Raw genomic sequence first — 17,972 nt, forward strand, 5'->3', positions numbered from 1 at the left:
GATATCCCAATCACCGAAAACAAGCCGGATCGCGCAAAGGATATGAGGATAAAATGTCCAAGAAGTCGATGCATGCAACCCGCAACGATCTTCCCTCCAATACAAAGACCACGATGATCGCGCTGCTGAATGAAAATCTGGCCGCGACCATCGACCTCGCCCTCATCACCAAGCAGGCGCACTGGAACCTCAAGGGACCGCAATTTATCGCCGTGCATGAATTGCTCGACACGTTCCGCACTGACCTCGACGAGCATGTCGATACCATCGCCGAACGCGCCGTACAGCTTGGCGGAACCGCCTATGGTACGACACAGGTCGTCGCAAAAGACTCCAAGCTTGAAGCTTATCCGACGGACATTTTCGCTGTTCATGATCATCTGGCAGCGCTGATCGAACGCTATGGCGATGTTGCGAATCTCGTGCGCCAGTCGATCAAAGATGCGGATGAAGCAGGTGACGACACCACGGCGGATATTTTCACCGCCGCCTCGCGCAGCCTCGACAAGTCGCTGTGGTTCCTGGAAGCCCACGTTCAGGAAAAGAACTGATTTTGGTGCTCTGAGAATACAAAAAAGGCCGGGAAATTTCCCGGCCTTTTTTGTATCAGTTGGCCCATTCGCCGCCGCGCATGACAGGCTCTCTGCTGCCATCCGCATTAACCCCATCGACATCAATCTTGTCGGAACCGATCATCCAGTCGATGTGAATGAGGCTTGAATTACCACCCTGTGCTGCAATCTGTTCAGGTGTAAGCTTTGCACCATCGATAAAGCATTTCGAATAGCACTGGCCGAGCGCGATGTGGCTCGCAGCATTTTCATCAAACAGCGTGTTGTAGAACAGAAGCCCACTCTGTGAAATTGGTGAGGAATGCGGAACCAGCGCCACTTCGCCCAGACGACGTGCGCCTTCGTCCGTATCCAGTACCTTGTTGAGTACTTCTTCGCCACGGCTTGCCTTGGCTTCGACAATGCGTCCACCTTCAAAGCGCACGGAAATATTGTCGATCAGTGTGCCCTGATGCGACAGCGGCTTGGTACTCGATACATGCCCCTCGACGCGCAGCGCATGTGGTGTGGTGAATACTTCCTCGGTCGGGATATTCGGGTTGCAGGTTATGCCGTTCTTGGCCGTCGATGCGCCGCCATGCCATTCATGGCCATCGGCAAGACCAACCGTCAGGTCTGTGCCCGGTCCCTTAAAATGCAGCGCGCTGTATGCCTTGCCGTTGAGGAAACGCGTACGGGTGCGCAATGCTGCATTGTGCGCGGCCCATGCACCGACCGGATCGTCCACATCAACGCGGGACGCAGCAAAGATAGCATCCGCCAGCTTACGGGTCGCAACCGCTTCTGCATCATCTGGGAACATCAGCTTCGCCCATTCCGGGTTCGGATAGGAAACGATATTCCAGTTGATGTCGAAACCTGCGATTTTTTCGAGCGCTGGCTGATAGGCCTTGGAGTTGGCGCGATTGGCCCGCGAAACCTTTGACGCATCCTGTGAGGACAACAGCATCGGATTATCAGCAGCGATGGCGAGACGTGCTGCGCCATTGGCATAGGCCTTGGCCATACCTTCATAAAGCCAGCCAGCCGCACGATCAAAGCTCTCATCCGATGCATTTTCATAACGCGCCAGCGCAATTGCATCATCGGAGAAGAATGGCGTTACGACGCCCGCACCAGCCTTATAGGCGTGTTTCGCGATCAAACGCACCAGCGGCAGCGCAACGACAGGTGCGGTGATGACAAGGTCCTGACCTTCGCGTAATTGCAGCCCTACGCGCACGGCGACTTCGGCCAGACGTTCGAGTTTTACCGGATCGATGACGGGAGCGTTATTGTCATGTGCCATATGGCTGCGAGCCTCGTGTTTGAAAGAATCAACGGCAGTTTAGAGCGCTTTTCAATCTGATTGCACCAGATAAGCGCCTCAATCTTTGTTTGGCGCACATCGTGTCTGAAAACTGCTTCGCATTTTTCAGGATGAGCTGGGCAAGATGACTTAATTTCACCACGCTTTTTCTCGCCACTGCGCTATATTTAGATCGCGGTCGATAGAAACTTTTACTCAATGAGAGCAACGGCTATGAAGAAAAGCGTGCTTATTATCCTTGGTCTGGCGGGCCTGCTTGCAGGCTGTCAAACTATGACACCCGAACAGCGCCGCGCAGCAGACGAACAGACCTGCCGCAGCTATGGTTTCAAACAAAAATCCGATGCGTTTTCCAACTGCCTGTTGCAGCTTGATCTTGACCGCCGTGCGGATCGTCGTGCCTGGCAGAACAGACCTGATTTCTATGATATGCCCATGGTTATCTATCAGCCTGTTTATCGACCCGTACCAGTGCAGGCAAAATAATAAAAAAGCGCCCTATCGGGCGCTTTTTTATGTGCTTAAGTCAGCTTTAAAGTGGTGATTCCGGTCGTTCCTGCGACAGAAGCATCGCGCCGATTGCATCGACATGCTTCTTATCGGCGGTATAGCCGAGAGATACATTTTCCGCAGCAGGAGCCGTTTCATCAAATGTCGGCTGATAGCTTGCCACCTGTGTCATAACCGGCTTTTCAGCTGGTTTGACAGGCAGAGCAGCCAAACGATCACCACGAGCCTGTGGGCCGACGCCGCCATTCTGCTGGGTTTCTGTCGTCTTCGCTGCTTCAGCCAACGCAACCTGCACTGTTGGCTGTGCCTGCGGAACAGTCGCATCCTGCTGGTCGGTTACGTTGTAGAACGGACCTTCAGGCATGGATGGTGCCTGTGGAGTAGAAGCATAGGCCAGATTGTACGGGGTCTGTGGAACCGGATTTTCCAGTTCGCCATCGCGACCACGCTTTTCGTAGAAGGAGTTTCCGCCAGCAACCAGCACGTAATGCATGTTGCGGTAAGGGAACTTCAAGCCAGCCGTGTGGAAGAACATCGAGTTCTTAAGTGAAGGATGACGCTTGCCCTTAAGAACAGCATCGGCTGTTGCCTGAACGTCAGGCATAGCCTTTGAATTCATCTTGCGTGTCAGAACGCCGGGCGCAAACTGGTTCTTCTGACCAACAACGCCGCAGATCGTATCCGGATAGCTACCCGAAGCGAGGCGGTTCATCACGACCGTACCAACGGCCATCAGACCATCGGGGCTTGAACGGTTGGATTCGAAGAACATCGCACGTTCGAGGCATTCGCGGTCTTTGGCGGTGTATGTGAAAGTCTTGACGCCATTGACTGTCTTGACGTGGCTAGCCGCCGCCGTCTTTTCGGTTTTGGTTTTGGTCGTGCCACTGGTCGTCGTGCAACCCGTCACCAAAAATGGCGCAACCAGCAGCCCGAGAATAGCGGGCAATTTCCATTTCGAAGCGCGCGTCAACGGCTCAGTCTCATAGTTAGGACCCTTAACTGATCCAACCTGGCCTCCGCCCCGCAAAAGGCGTTTGAAACCTGGCTGTGGTGCCACCGCATAAAACTATGCAGCAGATTTGAACTAACAGAGCAGCCTTTGCACATCCTTCTAAGATGCCCGGCGCTCCAGCCAAATAGAACGAAAATCATAAAATAAACGTTCTGCTGTCACTCATTGCATTCAAGGTTTTAGAATTTTTAGGCCAAAAAAAGGCGAATGGTCAAATTCCAAAAGTCACGACACCTCCAAAACAGAGGCAGATTGAACCCGAATCCAGAGCTTAATTTTCCCCACAAACCCCTTAAATTTATTAACAAATCCTTAACGTAATTTAGCAAATCTTATAAGTTATTGATTTAACGCGATTCAATTTGCTGAAATACAGGCCACATCACTGCCTTATTTCGCCGATGTTTCAAGATTTTACGCAAGCGTCTTTTTAAGCTTTTTCGATGCTGCTTTTGACCTCGATTTCGCCGGATCTTCAACTTTGTCACGATCATTGTAACATCGTGTGATACTGGCCGTTTTGGTACGTTGTGGATATTGAATTCCGAATCGGAAGGTCGGAACTGAGTCGCAACGTTCTTGCCCATTATGCAAAACGGCCCGTCGCATTTTCAGCAACGAGCCGCTTGTATAGGGTTCTGCAAATCGAGATTTGGTTATCCGAATGAGTATCCAGCACCGCGTACCGTGCGGATAGGATCAAGCGCGCGACCAACGTTGATCGCCTTGCGAAGACGTCCGACATGCACGTCAACTGTTCTATCATCGACATAAATGTCTGGCCCCCAGACGCCATCGAGTAGCTGACTACGCGAAAAGACACGGCCCGGTGACATCATGAAATATTCGAGCAGGCGGAATTCTGTCGGTCCGAGACGGACTTCCTTTTCCTTGCGATAGACGCGATGCTGCTGGCGGTCGAGAACAAGATCGCCGACTTTCAGCACATGCGACAGCACACTCGGATTGGCGCGACGGAGCATGGCTTTGACGCGAGCCAGCAATTCCGGTGTCGAAAAAGGTTTGACGACATAATCATCGGCACCCACGCTCAGGCCACGAACGCGTTCGCTTTCTTCACCGCGTGCGGTCAACATGATGATCGGCAGACGCTCTGTTTCCGGCCACTGGCGCAGACGGCGGCACAGCTCGATCCCGGAGACACCAGGGAGCATCCAGTCCAGAATAAGAAGATCCGGCACATTTTCACGAAGTGCGATTTCGGCTTCATCGCCGCGCAGCATCGCATCAACCTGATACCCCTCGGCTTCGAGGTTATAACGCAGGAGTACACTCAGGGCTTCTTCGTCTTCAACCACAGCAATCTTGGGTGCCTGTGACATCCAGTATTTCCTATCCAAAATTTAGAGCGCCTGTGATCCGACTAAATTGGATCATGCTCTAAGCACTTGTTTTTATCGCATATACTTCCCAAAATCGCTTCGCACTTTTTGGGATGCGCTTGAGGCAGCGGAAGATACAAGCCCCCGATCGACCGCGTGCCGTCGCGTTTTTCATATTCATGCAGGCATCTGGACCGCACGAATGCGGTGCCAGATATTCTTAGGATTTACGCGCCTCGTCCACGACGATACCGTGGCTCAGGTCTTCTTTTGGGCGCTCCGCAGGCATTTGCAGACCGGTCACGATGTAATAGACCGTCTCAGCAATGTTGGTTGCGTGATCGCCAATGCGCTCGATGTTCTTTGCGCAAAACAGAAGATGCGTGCAGGCGGAAATATTGCGCGGATCTTCCATCATGTAGGTCAACAACTCGCGGAACAGCGAAGTGTACATCGAGTCAATTTCGTCATCGCGGTCGCGAACGACGTTGATCTGCTGTACCGAGCGCGTTGCATAGGCATCGAGCACGTCCTTGAGCTGGGTGAGAGCCAGCTCAGCCAAGGTTTCAAGGCCGCGATAGAGCTTGACCGGCTGGCGAGATTCCGAAACTGCAGCAACGCGCTTGGCAATATTTTTGCCAAGATCGCCAACGCGCTCCAGATCGGCAGAGATGCGGATCGAGCCGATGATTTCACGCAGATCGACAGCCATTGGCTGGCGCTTGGCGATAATCATCACGGCCTTATCATCAATCTCGCGCTCACTTGCATCGAGGATGAGATCGTCGGAGATAACACGCTGGGCAAGTGCATTGTCGGCATTGACAATCGCTGCAACGGACTGCTCGACCATGCGCTCTGCATGACCGCCCATCTCGGCGATCTTATGCGTGAGGAACTGCAGTTCTTCGTCGTAAGCGCTAACAGTATGCTGAGACGCCATAATAGACCTCAATGTAAATTGCGGGGAAGCCAAACAGCTTTGTTTTCAAACCAGCCGCCGCTCCCGTTCCAATTAATTAGCCAAAGCGACCGGTGATGTAGTCCTGCGTGCGCTTTTCGGTCGGTGCCGTGAACATCACGTCCGTATCGCCCACTTCCACCAGATTGCCCAGATGGAACATGGCAGTACGCTGCGAAACGCGTGCGGCCTGCTGCATGGAGTGTGTAACGATGACGATGGTATAGTTCTGGCGCAGTTCGTCGATCAGCTCTTCAACCTTGGCGGTCGCGATCGGATCGAGTGCCGAGCAAGGCTCATCCATCAAGATCACTTCAGGGCTGACGGCAATAGCGCGCGCGATGCACAGACGCTGCTGCTGACCACCGGAAAGACCGGTGCCGGCATCATGCAGACGATCCTTGACCTCTTCAAAGAGGCTGGCCTTCTGCAAGCTGGTGACAACGATTTCTTCGAGATCGGTCTTGTTGCGGGCAAGGCCGTGAATACGTGGGCCATAGGCGACGTTTTCAAAGATCGACTTCGGAAACGGATTTGGCTTCTGGAACACCATGCCAACGCGAGCGCGCAATTCAACAACGTCGATCTTCGGATCGTATATGTCTTCGTTGTCGAGCGTGATCTTGCCCGCGATGCGGCAACCTTCGATGGTGTCGTTCATGCGGTTAAGCGAACGCAGGAAGGTAGACTTGCCGCAACCCGAAGGACCGATCAGCGCTGTGACCATCTTTTCCGGAACTTCCAGATCGACTTCGAACAGAGCCTGCTTCTCGCCATAAAACACGCAGACCTTGTCACCGCGCATCTTAACGGAGGGGGCGTTGGTGTTCATCTTTTCTCCTACGGCTTTTTCGAGAGATCGTTCAGTCATGAGATTCATCATTTCTCTCCCGTTTACCAGCGGCGCTCAAAGCGGCGGCGCAGAATAATTGCTGCAATATTCATTACTGCTAGGAACAGGAGCAGGACGATAATAGCGCCTGATGTCCGTTCTACAAAGGCACGCTCGGCTTCATTGGCCCACATGAAAATCTGCACAGGCAGAGCAGTTGCAGGGTCCATCGGGGTTGTCGGCATATTGGCAACGAAGGCCACCATACCGATCAGCAGCAGCGGTGCAGTTTCACCAAGAGCCTGAGCCAGACCGATAATCGTTCCGGTCAGAATACCAGGTGCCGCGAGCGGCAGCACATGATGGAAAACCATCTGCGTCTTCGAAGCACCTAGCCCCAAAGCCGCCGCACGGATCGATGGTGGTACAGCGCGAAGTGCCGAACGTGTTGCGATGATGATGGTTGGCAATGTCATCAATGTCAGCACCAGACCACCAACAATGGAGGCTGAACGCGGCAGGTTGAAGAAGTTGATGAAGACTGCAAGACCAAGCAGACCGAACACAATCGATGGCACAGCAGCCAGATTGTTGATGTTGACTTCGATCAGATCGGTAAGGCGGTTCTTCTTCGCAAATTCCTCAAGATAGATCGAAGCAGCGACACCGATAGGCAGTGCAAGAACCAACACAATCAGCATCATGTAGAAGGAACCGACCAGCGCGACACCCAGACCAGAGGTTTCAGGACGGCTGGACGCACCATTGGTGAACAGACCCCAGTTAAAAGCCTCGCTCATCATGCCTTCATCGGTCAGCGTCTTAATCCAGGCGACCTGGCGGTCAGAAACCTTACGGTTTGCCTCGGCAACCGACAGATCGATCTGGCCCTTATAAGCAGAATCAATATCAGCAGCAGCAAGAACCGGAACCGTCTGCGTAGTCCCGATAAGCGATGGATTATCCATCACCATCTGGCGAAGCTGAACGCGAACACCGTCAGAGAAGAAACGGCCAACCTCACGCAATTGCGCGCGATCTGTCGATGCCACACCCAGTTTCTCAGCCAGCGCGTTGCGGACCAGAAGCGGGTAGTTTGCGGTAATCAGCACATTCGGATCGGTCGCGCGCTTGTTGCCCGGATCAATAACCTGCTCGTCAAGCTTGACCGGCAGATAGATCGTCGTCTGTCCGAACGCCGTGTAGCCCTTCGAGAAAACCGAAAACAGAAGCGCGCAAAGGAAGAATACGCCAATCGCAATGGCAACGATGCCATAGAGGCGGAAGCGGCGTTCAGCAGCGTAGCGACGCTTGATTCCGATATCGCGGCGCTGGGGTGTTGCGACGGCATTCCCAGCAGCATTGAAAGTTGAATCGGTCATTATTCGTACTGCTCCCGGTACTTGCGAACGATGTAGAGCGCAAAGATGTTCATGATCAGCGTCAGGACGAAAAGAGTGATACCCAGCGCAAAGGCAACAAGCGTCTGCGGCGAGTCGAATTCAAGGTCGCCGGTCAGCTGGTTGACGATCTTGACCGTAATGGTGGTCATGGCTTCAAACGGATTGGCCGTAAGACGCGCTGCAACACCGGCTGCGAGAACCACGATCATCGTTTCACCGATTGCACGCGATGCTGTCATCAGAAGAGCACCGACGATGCCCGGAAGTGCAGCGGGAAGAACAACACGCTTGATCGTTTCCGAACGCGTTGCACCAAGACCGAGCGAACCGTCACGCAGCGAGCGCGGAACCGATGTGATGATGTCATCAGACAGCGACGACACGAACGGGATGAGCATCACACCCATGACGAGACCTGCCGTCAGCACGCTCTGCGCCATGATGAAACCCTGACCGCCTGCAATGGCAGCCGAGAGATCACGCAGGAACGGGCCTACCGTAATCAACGCGAAGAAGCCGTAAACGATGGTCGGGATACCAGCCAGAAGTTCAAGCAGCGGCTTAACAACGGTACGGACTCTCGGCGACGCATATTCGGCCATGTAGATCGCGGAGAACAGACCGACGGGCACTGCAAACAGCATGGCCACGAAAGCAATGTAGAGCGTACCGGCCAGAAGCGGGATAAGACCAAACTGACCGACTTCACCACCAGAACCTGCAGCTGCAAAGCGTGGGTCCCAAACCGTACCGAAGAAGAAATCCATCGGAGCGATAGACTGAAAGAAAGTAACCGTCTGGAACAGAACGGAGAAAACAATGCCGATGGTCGTCAGGATCGCGATACCGGAGGAGGCAACGAGCCCCCACAGCACGATGCGCTCGACATTATTACGGGCGCGCGTACGGCGTTTGATCCCCGACAGACCGAAAACGAGGCCTGCTATGGCAATCACCAGCGCAATAACGCTGCCGACCGTGTGAGAAATCTTGTTGGCGTGCTCAAGGAAGAGAGCGATCGGGACCATATAGTCCTGACCTTCAGTAGCAAGTGCTACGCCCTTTGAGCCGAGAACTTCGCGCGCATCCTTATAGGTCTGCGGGAAGCTTTCGATTTCGGCGGGTGTCAGCTTTACGATACCATCGGCAAGGCTGCGGATCATACCGAGCTGCAAGCTGCGCTCTGAATAGGAGCCATCCTCAACAGCCTCAGGCATACGGGCGGTTGCCGTATGATCAAGATAAACCGACGTACCGACCGCCCAAACCGCGAGAAACAGAATTGCGGGCAGAGCCGAAACGAGGAAAACCCACCAGCCATGATAATGCGGGCGGGAATGCATTTTCTCTACCCCTGCGCCTGATCCGGCTGCAGGTTGCGCCTTATTGAGTGCAACGGCGCGTTGACGGCCAATGAAAAAGCCGATCAGTCCGATTGCAACAACACTGACGAGAACCAGAAAGAAGGACATTCAATTTCCCCGGTTGCCCCAAAACTAAGACAAATGCTGTGAACCAGCACAACAATGTCCATGCGAATGCGCTCGTCCTAAACGACATGCGCAAAAGAAGAAGAATGTGGGGAGAGGTTCTCCCCACATTCCACAGATCAAAGCTTACTTAGCTTCCATTACCTTGCCTTCAGTGAAGGCAGTACGCTGAGCTTCACGCTCTGCATCTGGCGCTGGAACCAGACCGTATTCAGCGAGCGGGCCTTCTGGACCAACCATCTGTTCGGACAGGAAGAAGTCAACATATTCCTTCAGGCCTGGGATAACGCCCAGGTGAGCCTTCTTCACGTAGAAGAACAGTGGGCGCGAAACTGGATATTCGCCCGAAGCAACAGTTTCAGCCGATGGCTTGACGCCGCTGACGGTTGCAACCTTCAGCTTGTCAGCGTTGTTTTCGAAGAAGTAGAGACCGAAAACGCCAACGCCCTGCTTGTTGGAGTCGATGCGAGCCAGCGTTTCGCTGTAATCGCCATCGATGTCGACAGCCTTGCCGTCCTTACGAACAGCGATACAGGCAGCAGCCGAAGCCTTGTCGTCGAGGCCAGTCTTCTTGATTTCGTCGAGAGCGCCCGATTCCTTGCAGCCGTCAGCAAGAAGCTTTTCTTCAAAAACTTCACGGGTGCCGTGCTTTTCGCCAGGAATGTAAGCGGTGATGTCCCAATCTGGCAGGTCTGCATTGACCTGATTCCACTTGGTGTTTGGATTGTCTACGAGCTTGCCATCTACGACGAGCTTAGCAGCAAGTGCCTTGTAAACATCAACTGGAGCGAGCTTCCAGTCTGGGCCGTTTGCGTCGGTTGCGAAGACGATGCCGTCATAACCGAAACGAACTTCCTGAACTTCCTTGACGCCAGCGTCGATGCAGGACTTGAGTTCGGTGCCCTTCATGGCGCGCGATGCATTGGCGATATCGATGGTGTTTTCACCGACGCCCTTACAGAATTCCTTGATGCCTGCGCCAGAGCCGCCCGATTCAATGACCGGCGTCTTGAAGTTAGGATAGGTTTCGCCAAAGGTTTCAGCAACGATCTTGGCATAAGGCAGAACGGTCGAGGAACCGGAAACCTGAATCTGATCGCGCGCATTCGCAGCGGAAACCGACAATACTGCAGCAATTGCGAGCGCTGCGGTCGAGGAAATCATCTTGTTCATGAGCACCAGCCCCTGTTGTAAAAGACACATGACGTGAAAGCGTCACCAGCCGTCTACGCGCTCTATATAACAGTCATATGACAGTAGTGTAACAGCTTTGTATCAATCGCCTTTGCCCGCGGTTTTGTGGGGTTTTCCACGCGGGCCTGCTGCTTCACATTTTAAAACATGACAATCGTGCAGCAGTCGCCTCAATGCCTGCGACTTCGACATTGGCGAAAGCAAAGCGCAGGAAAGCATCCTGGCTTTCACCAAAGAAGCTGCCGGGCAAGGTAATGATGCCAGTCGTTTTGGCAAGCCTCTCGGCAACCGCGACAGAAGACGAACCCTCATAAGGATGCCGCACAAAAGCGAAATAGGCACCCACCGCCTCAACATGCCAACCGGCGACATTACTCATCGAGACACGTAAAGCCTCTGCCCGTCGTGCAATCTCCTTGCGATTGTCATCACGCCAAGACTGTAACGGCTCGATAGCCCGACTGACCGCAATCTGTGGCGCGCGAGTTGCACAGATCTGCAGATTGTCCATGACCTTGGCAACATTCGCCACCATGTCAGCACCCGCTACGATTGCGCCTAGCCTTTGACCGGGAATGCAGAAGGATTTCGAGAAGCTATAAAGCTGGATCAAATGCGACGGCCAATCGACTTCTTCAAAGAGATCATGGGGCGCCTGATCAGCGTCACTGAGAAAATCGCGATAGGTTTCATCCAGCAGGAGCCATGTTCCATTGTAACGGCAGGCCGCATAGATTTGCGCCAGTAGCTGCGGCGGATAAATTGCACCGGTTGGATTGTTGGGAGAAACCAACACCAGCGCACGCACGCGTTTATGCAATGCGGCCCGCACATCTTCTATATCCGGCACGAAGCCATTTTCGGCGCGGCAAAGCATCGTTTCCGAGCGAATTCCCAGCATTTCCAACGATGACTGGTGATTGAAATAGAATGGATCGGTGGCGAGAACCGTATCTCCGCTTTGAGCAACGCACATGATTGCCGCAATGAACGCCTGATTGCAGCCCGACGTTATATGAATATTGCCAGCCTTGATCTCCGCTCCATAAAGATTGCCGACATGCCGGGCATAGGCTTCCCGCAGAACGGTTTCTCCCTCAATCGGACCATAGCCCGCGTAAGCGACCGAGCTTGCAGCTTCGCCGAGAAAGCGCAGCATATCAGGATGCGGTGGGTAGCCGGGTACGGCTTGCGACAGATCGATCAGAGGTCCATGCGCGCCATCATATTCACGCGCCCACTCCTGAACGGCTGGGATGGGTGGCGCAGAGAGCTTATCGATAAGCGGATTGATGATGGGCAAAGGCATCAGAAACTCCCCCTTCTGATATTGTCGCTATTCGCTCGGGCGCGACAGGACATAAGCCGCAGAACCAAGCATGAAAACCGTAACTGAAACGGCAAGCAAGGGGCCAGGCTGTGCGCCCCACCAGAACATGCCGTAGCCAAATGTCATACCAAGACATGCATAAAGTTTTGCCCTTGGTGGAATGGCTCCACGATCACGCCATTTGATGATCATCGGGCCAAAACGCGGATCGGCCAGCAGACGCGCCTCGAATTTCGGTGACGAACGCGCAAAAAACCATGCCGCAAGGATGATGAAAATGGTGGTTGGCATCACCGGCAGAATGGCACCAATGATGCCAAGTGCCAGCATGAGAAAGCCAAGGCATAGATAGACAACGCGCTTGCCAGCCGAGACGGCGGGGCGCGCGGTGTCCTGATCGTCCTTTTGCGAATTATCCTGCATCATATTCCATTCTGAAGCTGAGCGCTTATAGCAGGATTTTGGCTTTTGAATGCATCTGGCCAGCGGTCAAAACTGTGTCATCGCGCCGGATTTCAACAAAAGTTACAGATGTTGCGGTAAACTTTACCGGCCAGACAACACCCATTGGTTGTATTTTGCCCATAAAAGGCCAGATTTTGTCATCTTGCGGTGATGGATCGAAAACTAGGAATACAAATAAAAATTGTATTGTCGCGGCTAAATACCCCTCTCAGCCAAAGCAGCTTTTCTTGAGTCCGGCGCTTGAAAACATGGCTCTGCGAAGCAGGCGGTCGAATCTTAACGAATCGTAAGCGATTTTACAGAAACAACGCGATTAAATTCAAAATATTCCTGAGTTTTTCTTGAATCATCAAATAAACAACGCATAGTATAGGATCATTTTCCGCACAATCTTCTGAATCAATTACCTCATAATACTCTCAATAATATCACGCCATCGCCACATTTAGATTCCAGTTCCCGTCGGCCTTTCTCAGTCAAGACTGTGAAGGCACTTCGAAACGACTCTTGGAATCAGTATGAACTTCAAAATCCGTATGGCTATGCTCGCCGTTGCGACCACAGGTCTTTTCTCGATCACCGCAATGGAAGCTCAGGCTGCGCGCTGTGGCGGTGCTTCCTGGTATGCACTCACCTCCCGCACGGCATCGGGCGAACGCATGAACCCAGCTGGTCTGACCGCGGCTCACAAAACACTGCCGCTTGGCACCAAGGTAAAAGTGACCAACCAGAGAAACGGCAAGTCGCTTGTCGTCCGTATCAATGATCGCGGTCCGTTCATTAAGGGGCGCGTTCTCGATCTTTCCAAGGGAGCGGCTCAGCGCCTTGGTTTTGTGGGCGCCGGACACACAAACGTCTGTTTCACACCACTTTAGAAATCACATGAGGATGGCTGTCCTTCTCCAGCCCCTATTTAAAAGCTGTTCCATTTCGGCGAAAGATTTCGCATAAGCCTATATTTTATATAAGTAATTTCCTAACCGCCGCCTTCCAAGCGGCGGTTTTTTGCATCCATAAATACAATTTATAGATGTGTTTTCAGATACATACCCGCGTTAACCATTAATTAAGATGTTGGGCGAAGACGCCACAGTCTCAATTGACTCAGACCATGTTTCATATTTTAACTTTTCGTTAATAAATGCCCAGTGCGGGCTGTGAAAAGGGCTTTGAGTATGTTTTGCGTAGTTCGCTCGAGCATTAAGTTTATCGCTGCTGCCAGCATTGGCATTGCTGCTCTCGTCTCGAGCTTTGGTGCTCAGGCTGCATCGGGAGCCTATATGCAGACAGGTAAACTGACCTCACAGCCAATCGGTCATTACGAGTTCTGCAAGCGTGAAGCTGCTGAATGCAACATCGTGAGCCGCGATACCCGCCCGCTTCTGCTCAACAACGCCAACTGGCAGAATATTCAGACCGTCAATCTCTCGGTTAATGAGCGCATCAAGCCGATGACCGATATGGAAATCTACGGTGTAGAGGAATATTGGGCTTACCCGACCACTGTTGGCGATTGCGAAGACTACGTTCTGCTCAAGCAGCGTGAACTGGCCAAGGCTGGCATTCCGATGACCGACCTGCTGATCACGGTTGTTCGCAAGCCAGACGGCGAAGGCCATGCGGTTCTGACCGTTCGCACAGATCGTGGCGATTTCGTTCTCGACAATCTGACTGACGAAGTTCTGCGTTGGGATGAAACCGACTACACCTATCTGAAGCGTCAGGCCGCAAACAATACCGGTCGCTGGGTCACAATCGAATCTCAGGACAATCTGCTGGTTGGCTCGGTTAAGTAAGCAGACGAACATCGTATGAAACGCAGGGCCGGAGAGTGTTTTACTCTCCGGCCCTTTCTTTTTAACGCATGTCTGTCGTTGAACTATTTCCTGCAAAATAAAACTGGATTAAGCTCTGATTCTGGCTGCTTCCAAGCCTCCCCCCTCCAATCGGGAAAGCATTATTCATGCGGGAAATCTAACCATCGAACCAACTGTTCGGGCGAAAGCATAAGGAGGGATTGCTATTATGGCTCGCATAGGAGGTTTTGATGAAATTGTCGGCTCCCATCTATCACTTGAAACGCCGTGCGAAACTTATGTCGCGTGATGAGAATATACCTCTCCATGCTGCATTGGATCGTATTGCAGCGCGCGAAGGCTTCAAAAGCTGGAGTATGCTGACACACAAACAATCAGGCGCGGTTTCAGCAGCAGCGCTATATGCACGCCTGCATCCCGGCGATCTGGTTCTGGTGGGCGCACGCCCGGGCCATGGCAAAACACTGCTCAGTCTTGAAATCCTCATTGAGGCGATGAGAAAGGGGCAGCGCGGTCTGTTCTACTCTCTCGATTACACACGAAAAGACATTACCAAGCGATTTGACATGCTTGGTGTCGATGAGCGCGACTTCAATGATCTGTTCGTGTTCGACACATCTGAGGCAATCAGCGCTGATTACATAATCGGTCAGGCGCAAGACGAACCATATGGCACCTGCATGGTGATCGACTATCTTCAACTCTTGGATCAGAAGCGTGAGAAGCTGGAACTGATGGTGCAGATCCGAGCGTTAGAGGCTTTTGCACGCAACAAAGGCATGACCATTCTCTGCATCTCGCAGATCGACCGCTCGTTCGATGCCGAGATCAAAACTTGCCCGGATTTAAGCGACGTACGCCTTCCCAATCCGCTTGATCTGTCATTGTTCAGCAAAGCCTGTTTCCTCAACAATGGTACCGTGACACTTCACGCAAACTGAACCAATGAGGATCAGGACTTCTGTGGCGGTTTTCACGCCACAGAAGACAGCCTCTCTGCTCCCATACGATAGGAAATCGCACCGGCAAGATGTATCCGGCTGATCTGATCGACACCGTCAAGATCAGCCAGAGTGCGGGCCACTTTCAGAATGCGATGATAAGCGCGCGCGGAAAAGCGCATCTGCTCGCTGGCATCGCGCAACAATTTAACACCAGCGGCGTCGGGTCTTGCCACTTCCTCGATCAGATTTGCCGAGCAATTGGCATTGGTCATCGACGCATCGAGCCCGAGCGCTGCATAGCGCGCACTCTGGATCGCACGCGCCCGCGCCACCCGCTTGGCGACGCCCTCACTGCGTTCAGACTGCGATGGCTGAATGAGATCAAGCGCCGAGACAGCCGGCATATCAACGCGCAGGTCGATGCGATCCAGCAAAGGACCGGAAATTCGTGCCTGATAATCACTCTGGCAACGCGGTCCACGCGCGCATGTATGTCCCGGCTCTCCTGCCATACCGCATCGGCATGGATTCATTGCCGCAATCAGCTGAAACCGCGCCGGATAGCTAGTGCGGTGATTAACCCGGGCAATCATGCATTCGCCTGTTTCCAGCGGCTGGCGGAGCGAATCGAGCACCTGTGGCGAGAATTCGGGAAACTCATCGAGAAACAATACGCCATTATGCGCGAGCGACACTTCTCCCGGCCTTGCCCGCAAACCGCCACCCACCATCGCCGCCATGGATGCGGAATGATGCGGCGCACGAAACGGCCTGCGATCAGAGAGCTTTCCGCCGGAAAGCTCACCAGCGATAGATGCAATCATCGACACATCAAGCAGCTCGCGTGGGCTGAGTTTTGGCAGGATCGACGGCAGTCGCTGCGCCAGCATGGACTTACCTGATCCTGGAGGGCCAACTAGCAGCAAATTGTGATTACCAGCGGCTGCAATCTCCAGCGCACGCTTGGCAGTCTCCTGCCCTTTGATGTCAGCCAAATCAGGCTGCATTTCGCTTGAAACACGCATGGAGGGTTCAGGCGGTGTCAGCACCTGCGTTCCCTTGAAATGATTGGCCAGCGCGATCAGGCTGCGTGGCGCGAGAATATCAACATCTGCACCCGCCCATGCTGCTTCCGACCCGCAACCGTGAGGACAAATCAGCCCCTTGTCCTCGCGGTTTGCACTGATTGCTGCAGGCAGTACGCCAGCAACTGCCGTGATCGTGCCATCAAGCGACAGTTCGCCCAGCACCATATATGATTGAATGGCATCCGCCGGGATAGCACCAATGGCAGCCATAAGCCCCACGGCAATCGGCAAATCGTAATGCGAACCTTCTTTTGGTAGATCGGCGGGTGCCAGATTAACCGTCACCCGCTTTGTCGGCATCGACAGACCGGAAGCATGAAGCGCCGCCTGTACCCGCTCCCGACTTTCAGCCACCGCCTTGTCGGGCAGGCCAACGATTGACATACCCATCTTGCCCGGTGCCACCATCACCTGCACATCGACAGGCACCGCTTCTATGCCCTGAAAGGCAACTGTCCCCACCCGCGCTACCATATGCCCCCGCATAACCCGCAGCACATCCTAAAAGTGAGGAAATGCTTAAATACAACCATAGGATTTAAGCATTTTCGATAGGTGCAATCAAGAGAAAGGGCCGATCTGATTGTTTCAGACCGACCCTATGAATTTTTCGCCGAAGAGACGCGTGTTACTTGCGCTTGGCTTCAACTGCGTCCCAGAACAGGGCGGCAATATTGGTGCCATCAAAGCGCTCAATCTCACGGATACCCGTTGGGGAAGTCACGTTGATCTCGGTCATATATTCGCCGATCACGTCGATACCGACGAGAATGAAACCACGTTCTTTAAGCGAAGGTCCGATGCGGGCGCAGATTTCCTGCTCACGCGGCGTCAGCTTGCTTTGTTCAGCGCGACCACCGACATGCATGTTGGAGCGCGCATCGGTTTCCGAAGGCACACGATTGATCGCGCCAACTGGTTCACCATCGATCAGGATGATGCGCTTGTCACCGGCACGTACATCCTTGAGGTAACGCTGCGCAATAAACGGCTCCTTGAAGAGCTGGCCGAACATTTCCAGAAGCGAAGTCAGGTTACGGTCACCATCTGCGAGATGGAACACGCCTGCGCCGCCATTACCGTAAAGCGGCTTCAGAATGATATCTCCAAATTCACGGCGGAATTCCAGAACCTCTTGTGGATCCTTGGTGATAAGCGTCTCCGGCATCAGGTCGGGAAATTCGGTAACGAAAATCTTTTCCGGGCTGTTGCGAACCCAGGCCGGATCATTGACCACCAGCGTTTTTGGATGAATGCGCTCCAGCAGATGCGTATTGGTGATGTAGTTCATGTCGAATGGCGGGTCCTGGCGCAGCAGCACCACATCCATATCCAGCATGTTGCGACGCTCAGGCTCGCCCAGTGTGAAATGATCACCCTTGATGTCGCGCACTTCAAGCTTCTCAAGCCGCGCTGTAACAACGCCATCACGCATGGAAAGGCGATCAGGCGTGTAATGATACAGCTCATGGCCGCGCTTTTGCGCTTCAAGCGACAGAGCAAAAGTGGTGTCACCTGCAATATTGACCGTGCTGATATGGTCCATCTGGACCGCAACTTTAAGCGACATGATTTCCTCGCGATTCTCAGTTGCCGGAACTTAAAACGGTTTCGCCAAGCAACATAGAACTTTCTGATCACTTAAATATTTGCAACTGGATCGCATCGGCCTGCTTCATTATGTTGAAACGGCAAAGCC

Annotated in this window: 17 protein-coding genes; 5 read left to right on the forward strand and 12 right to left on the reverse strand. The window is 53.2% G+C overall.

Features of this window, described 5'->3' with window-relative positions:
* The first annotated feature begins 53 nt into the window (after nucleotides 1–53).
* On the forward strand, nucleotides 54–551 hold the full coding sequence (gene dps / locus ABWV94_RS06105; protein ID WP_113496128.1) for a DNA starvation/stationary phase protection protein Dps: 498 nt from the start codon (nucleotides 54–56) through the stop codon (nucleotides 549–551).
* 55 nt (nucleotides 552–606) lie between these two features.
* Here dps and ABWV94_RS06110 read toward each other — a convergent pair whose 3' ends face one another.
* A complete protein-coding gene (locus ABWV94_RS06110; RefSeq protein ID WP_079212518.1) occupies nucleotides 607–1,860 on the reverse strand; it encodes an aminopeptidase in 1,254 nt (417 codons plus the stop codon).
* A gap of 234 nt (nucleotides 1,861–2,094) precedes the next feature.
* Between ABWV94_RS06110 and ABWV94_RS06115 the strand changes: the two genes are divergently transcribed.
* Nucleotides 2,095–2,367, forward strand: coding sequence for a hypothetical protein (locus tag ABWV94_RS06115; RefSeq protein ID WP_064322293.1), 273 nt, complete (start codon nucleotides 2,095–2,097; stop codon nucleotides 2,365–2,367).
* 46 nt (nucleotides 2,368–2,413) lie between these two features.
* Here the strand turns inward: ABWV94_RS06115 and ABWV94_RS06120 are convergent, their stop codons facing one another.
* The 9 genes from ABWV94_RS06120 to ABWV94_RS06160 form a co-directional block, all read right to left on the reverse strand.
* A complete protein-coding gene (locus ABWV94_RS06120; RefSeq protein WP_112804530.1) occupies nucleotides 2,414–3,364 on the reverse strand; it encodes a cell wall hydrolase in 951 nt (316 codons plus the stop codon).
* 698 nt (nucleotides 3,365–4,062) lie between these two features.
* Nucleotides 4,063–4,749, reverse strand: a complete 687-nt coding sequence (gene phoB, locus ABWV94_RS06125) for a phosphate regulon transcriptional regulator PhoB (protein WP_064322291.1) — start codon at nucleotides 4,747–4,749, stop codon at nucleotides 4,063–4,065.
* Between the two features lie 220 nt (nucleotides 4,750–4,969).
* The gene (gene phoU, locus ABWV94_RS06130) at nucleotides 4,970–5,692 is read right to left on the reverse strand and encodes a phosphate signaling complex protein PhoU (RefSeq protein WP_007872775.1); all 723 of its coding nucleotides are present in this window, start codon (nucleotides 5,690–5,692) and stop codon (nucleotides 4,970–4,972) included.
* Nucleotides 5,693–5,768: 76 nt separating this feature from the next.
* Nucleotides 5,769–6,542 (reverse strand): phosphate ABC transporter ATP-binding protein PstB, encoded by a 774-nt coding sequence (gene pstB, locus ABWV94_RS06135; RefSeq protein ID WP_231193899.1) that lies wholly within the window; start codon nucleotides 6,540–6,542, stop codon nucleotides 5,769–5,771.
* 62 nt (nucleotides 6,543–6,604) lie between these two features.
* A complete protein-coding gene (gene pstA, locus ABWV94_RS06140; RefSeq protein WP_113496129.1) occupies nucleotides 6,605–7,924 on the reverse strand; it encodes a phosphate ABC transporter permease PstA in 1,320 nt (439 codons plus the stop codon).
* A complete protein-coding gene (gene pstC, locus ABWV94_RS06145) occupies nucleotides 7,924–9,417 on the reverse strand; it encodes a phosphate ABC transporter permease subunit PstC (protein WP_064322289.1) in 1,494 nt (497 codons plus the stop codon). The genes pstA and pstC overlap by 1 nt, the downstream gene beginning before the upstream one ends.
* Nucleotides 9,418–9,561: 144 nt before the next feature.
* Complete coding sequence (locus tag ABWV94_RS06150; protein WP_064322288.1) at nucleotides 9,562–10,608, reverse strand: PstS family phosphate ABC transporter substrate-binding protein; 1,047 nt, start codon at nucleotides 10,606–10,608, stop codon at nucleotides 9,562–9,564.
* A gap of 154 nt (nucleotides 10,609–10,762) precedes the next feature.
* Nucleotides 10,763–11,932 (reverse strand): aminotransferase, encoded by a 1,170-nt coding sequence (locus ABWV94_RS06155; RefSeq protein ID WP_162761627.1) that lies wholly within the window; start codon nucleotides 11,930–11,932, stop codon nucleotides 10,763–10,765.
* 33 nt (nucleotides 11,933–11,965) lie between these two features.
* The gene (locus ABWV94_RS06160) at nucleotides 11,966–12,382 is read right to left on the reverse strand and encodes a YbaN family protein (protein ID WP_039859404.1); all 417 of its coding nucleotides are present in this window, start codon (nucleotides 12,380–12,382) and stop codon (nucleotides 11,966–11,968) included.
* 560 nt (nucleotides 12,383–12,942) lie between these two features.
* On the opposite strand from ABWV94_RS06160, the gene ABWV94_RS06165 reads away from it, so the two are divergent.
* From ABWV94_RS06165 to ABWV94_RS06175, 3 genes are all read left to right on the forward strand, one after another.
* Nucleotides 12,943–13,299 (forward strand): septal ring lytic transglycosylase RlpA family protein, encoded by a 357-nt coding sequence (locus ABWV94_RS06165; protein ID WP_007872763.1) that lies wholly within the window; start codon nucleotides 12,943–12,945, stop codon nucleotides 13,297–13,299.
* 300 nt (nucleotides 13,300–13,599) lie between these two features.
* On the forward strand, nucleotides 13,600–14,220 hold the full coding sequence (locus tag ABWV94_RS06170) for a transglutaminase-like cysteine peptidase (RefSeq protein ID WP_007872739.1): 621 nt from the start codon (nucleotides 13,600–13,602) through the stop codon (nucleotides 14,218–14,220).
* Between the two features lie 251 nt (nucleotides 14,221–14,471).
* Nucleotides 14,472–15,182: a DNA helicase gene (locus ABWV94_RS06175; RefSeq protein ID WP_113496131.1), complete on the forward strand. Its 711-nt coding sequence runs from the start codon at nucleotides 14,472–14,474 to the stop codon at nucleotides 15,180–15,182.
* 32 nt (nucleotides 15,183–15,214) lie between these two features.
* Here ABWV94_RS06175 and ABWV94_RS06180 read toward each other — a convergent pair whose 3' ends face one another.
* Nucleotides 15,215–16,747 (reverse strand): YifB family Mg chelatase-like AAA ATPase, encoded by a 1,533-nt coding sequence (locus tag ABWV94_RS06180; RefSeq protein WP_113496132.1) that lies wholly within the window; start codon nucleotides 16,745–16,747, stop codon nucleotides 15,215–15,217.
* Nucleotides 16,748–16,901: 154 nt separating this feature from the next.
* Nucleotides 16,902–17,843 (reverse strand): glutathione synthase, encoded by a 942-nt coding sequence (gene gshB, locus ABWV94_RS06185; protein WP_113496133.1) that lies wholly within the window; start codon nucleotides 17,841–17,843, stop codon nucleotides 16,902–16,904.
* Nucleotides 17,844–17,972 lie beyond the last annotated feature (129 nt).

The sequence above is a fragment of the Brucella sp. NBRC 12953 genome, assembly GCF_040369775.1.
GTDB lineage: Bacteria > Pseudomonadota > Alphaproteobacteria > Rhizobiales > Rhizobiaceae > Brucella > Brucella pseudogrignonensis.